The following is a 3,379-nucleotide window of genomic DNA, read 5'->3' on the forward strand; positions in this document are numbered from 1 at the left end:
GAGGAGATGAAAAAAGCAAAGGCCGCCTTATTTGAGAAATTGAGAAAAAACTTTTAACGCGCTATTGAAAATCACAGTCCCTGGTGACTATTGATTTGGGGCTCATTCCTTGACTGGAAAATACTGCGAATGTCATACTCATGCCCTGTGAACTTGCGCTGCTCGTCGAAGGTTCCGTATTTCCAGTCTATCCTCATGCTGCCATACGGGTAGTAGTCCAATAATTGTACCATGCCTCCACTACTGTTCGTAGCGGCGTTCGAGCCGGTGAGGTGGTCGGTATGGATGTATTGGATTAATTTTCTAGATTTTTCGTCAGGTAATTCGGTTAAAGTGTTGCTTGTTCTTAAATAATCCTACCAACAATCCAATAAAGATTGCAAAGTAAATGCCAAAGTTTACCGCCATGCCCACCGGAGAAAAAGTAAAATCAAGCGCTTCCCGACGTACCGCAAGTCCACGAGCCTCACGACTTATGACATATGCGTCCTTTGCCAAATCGGCATGAGTGAATGAAATGACAAACATGATGGCCGTAAAGAACAAATAGAGAACGATGCTCGTCACGGCTATTGGGAATGCTCGTGGGTATTTTTTGAATACGAAAACCACTGCACTACCCGTAACAACCAATACTGCGAGAGCAAAAACTATATATAATGCACCGAATCCAAAATGATTGAGTATACTGTAGTCGGATACCGTTTGATAACGAAGAATATCGAAAAGAGTACGCGCGAATAACCAAACCAATACGATCATGAGAATCGTGATAAATTTTAGTCGCTTTGACTGCGTACTGACATCTGGATTTGTGATTGTTTGTTCCATATGATTTTTATAGATTACCACATCCGTTCAAATTCGGCTGTCTTATTAAAAGGTAGAGTGTAAAAGTTTTCTTATCCCAACTACATCAAAAGGCCTTGTATACGGGTCAGGATTATAGTCCGGGAGCTTTGGGTCGAAGAATTTGATGATTTGCGTAAAGGTTTTTTCATCTGGATTTTCAGTTCTCAACTCTGGTGGTAGACCTACTGCATTAAGCGCTTGTTCATTGGGGAAGTCAGTAACAAGCAAGTAGTAACTGGTCCAAGTACGAAAAAACCGTTCAAGTGTCATACCAACTATCGTCATTGACTTTGGTTCAAATATTTCTCCGATTTCAACTACCGGATTATGAGCAACCTCCTCGTTAGCTGGCAACCATATACCAAATTGTTCGTCTGAACCATTGTCTCCAAAAATGATAACTTCTTCGGGTATTTGCCACTGCCATTCACGGAGTGTTCACTTGCATTAACGAGCCCGAATGAATGTTTATTACCAATCAAAGGTAGTATATTTAGATTTCCACGAAGTAAACTTGCACCGTTACTAAATTTGTAGAATTCTTTCAACTCTTCCGGGAGTTTACGTTGTAACTTTTATTCAACTTCTGCAATAAGTGAACTAACCGCAGGAGAGTTAAACTCGTGCAATGCGTTGTTCAGTTTCCAGGCAGTGAAAATATCAGCCAACATAATTAACCCTAACTAACCTTCTCAAAAATACTCCATAAAATTTTCATGTAATGCCCCATCCGTTAAAGATTTGTTAATCTTCTTATCAATCAACTCCAGAGCCTTCCCATGGTCTGATAAAGCTGTGCCGCCATCAATCGAGACAAAGAGTGAGTGAACTATGCCAACACAAATCCCATGGATGACGCTCCGAATGGCCTCTATATCTTTTTGTGATAAATTTATCTTTTGAAGATGTTGATAAGCAATCTTTTCCTTATCATCCATCCAAAGATTGTCGGCTTTCGGATTTGTTACACTCTTCACAAATAAATCCAAGTAATAATCTATTGACTCTTTGACTTCTGAGTAAAATTGTTTTTCTAACGCATTCATGGTATTCATAAGAGTTACTTAGTTTTAATCAACATCTGGCTTTAAATAATTATCACCGTATTTTTGTTCGATTTGTTTTGCAAAATCTTGTACCGTTTCAACGGTAACATTTCCTTCGTTCGCCTTATCCCATTTTAACCACTCGCTACTGATCTTTTTGTGATGTTCAATAGGCACGGCTCGCAAGTATGGAAGCTCATGTATATTAATTCCAGCTTCTTTAAACAATGCCTCATATTTTTGTGGCAAAGTATGGTGAATCTGCATATTAGAGGAGAGTTGCCCAAAGGCTCGCTGGAAAACCTCTCTATAGTTGTTGGCAGAGGGCACGAGATTCGACGCTCGGTTAACAGCTTTCGCTGCATCCGCAGCCTTATCCGCCACCCTTGTCGTTCGTGCTATGACACCGAGTCCTGTCACCCCCGGCACCAATGCCCCTCCCACATCAAGCGCTAAACTCGTTAGCTCACCCTTCACGTCTCCACCTTTGAAAATTGCTTGACCAACTTTGAACAAGTCGTAAACAATAAAACCTACATCTACCACTGTATCAACCGCCTCTCCACCCTTATCTACATACTTCAATGGATTGTTCCGGGCGTAACTGTAGGAATTCAGCTGTTGCGGGTCCCGGAGGATCTTCGAATGAATCCGGTCGTATGCAACCAGCACCTTCAGCTCGTCTCCGAGATCAAGGAAAAGTGTATCTTGCGACAAGAATCGTCCTATCGATTGTTTGTAATATCTCGCATTGGCGTAAGTTAAATTGGTGTCCCTATCAAACTCATGCCCCGTGAACTTCCTCTGCTCGTCGAAGGAGCCGTATTTCCAATCAATCCTCATTGATCCGTAGGGGTAGTAGTCCAATAATTGTACCATGCCTCCGGTGCTGTTCGTAGCAACGTTCGAGCCGGTGAGGTGGTCGGTGTGGAGGTACTGGAGGGTTGAGCCTTCCACGGTGGCAACCAGCTGGCTTCCCGCGTAGATGTGCTTGGTTGCCGTGGTTTGCTTGATATTGTAGAGCTTGTTGGGATAGTGGCGGGCGTAGCCGCTGGCGCCGTCATAGTACTTGGTCCTTTGTCCTGTATGGTCATACTGGTAGGTGACGGTGGAGCCGGTCTTCTGGGATTGGGTAAGCTGGTTGGCGTAGTTCCATGAATGCGTCCACGTGCTGTCTGATGTAAGATTACCGTTGTTATCATAAGTATAGGTCACGCCACCCACTGACGTTGCCGCGTGGGGATTAGCGTAGTTGGTGCCTTGGTAGAGGTAATTTCCAATGTCTGACTTATTGGTGATATCCCCTATCGCATCGTAAGCATATATCTGGGTGAAATTCCCGGGACTGGTGGAGGTGGCATTGGTGGCGATAGCGGAGGTAAGGCGATGCAGGTCATCATAGCCGTAGACCATTGTTTTAGCCGTATCGGTGAGGGAGTTATCTACGGTTTGCGTGATATTGCCGACGGAGTCGTAGGTGT

At 43.6% G+C, this 3,379-nt stretch carries 4 protein-coding genes; all 4 read right to left on the reverse strand.

Annotated elements, in window-relative coordinates; all coding sequences use genetic code 11:
* Window positions 1-315 precede the first annotated feature (315 nt).
* Entirely contained in the window at window positions 316-831 is a 516-nt protein-coding gene (locus tag WC659_07245) for a hypothetical protein (GenBank protein ID MFA4873691.1), read from the reverse strand.
* Window positions 832-876: 45 nt separating this feature from the next.
* Window positions 877-1,122, reverse strand: coding sequence for a hypothetical protein (locus WC659_07250; protein ID MFA4873692.1), 246 nt, complete (start codon window positions 1,120-1,122; stop codon window positions 877-879).
* A 422-nt stretch (window positions 1,123-1,544) separates the two neighbouring features.
* Window positions 1,545-1,907: a hypothetical protein gene (locus WC659_07255; GenBank protein ID MFA4873693.1), complete on the reverse strand. Its 363-nt coding sequence runs from the start codon at window positions 1,905-1,907 to the stop codon at window positions 1,545-1,547.
* Between the two features lie 15 nt (window positions 1,908-1,922).
* Window positions 1,923-3,379 (reverse strand): RHS repeat-associated core domain-containing protein (locus WC659_07260; protein ID MFA4873694.1); only part of this gene is annotated, 1,457 nt, incomplete at its 5' end.

Source organism: Patescibacteria group bacterium (assembly GCA_041645165.1).
Classification (GTDB): Bacteria; Patescibacteriota; Patescibacteriia; order 2-02-FULL-49-11; family 2-02-FULL-49-11; genus 2-02-FULL-49-11.

Excerpts from the sequence above, each read along its gene's own strand:
- WC659_07255 (MFA4873693.1), bottom strand. The coding sequence starts at position 1,907 with ATGAATACCATGAATGCGTTAGAAAAACAATTTTACTCAGAAGTCAAA.
- WC659_07245 (MFA4873691.1), bottom strand. The coding sequence starts at position 831 with ATGGAACAAACAATCACAAATCCAGATGTCAGTACGCAGTCAAAGCGA.
- WC659_07250 (MFA4873692.1), bottom strand. The coding sequence starts at position 1,122 with ATGACACTTGAACGGTTTTTTCGTACTTGGACCAGTTACTACTTGCTT.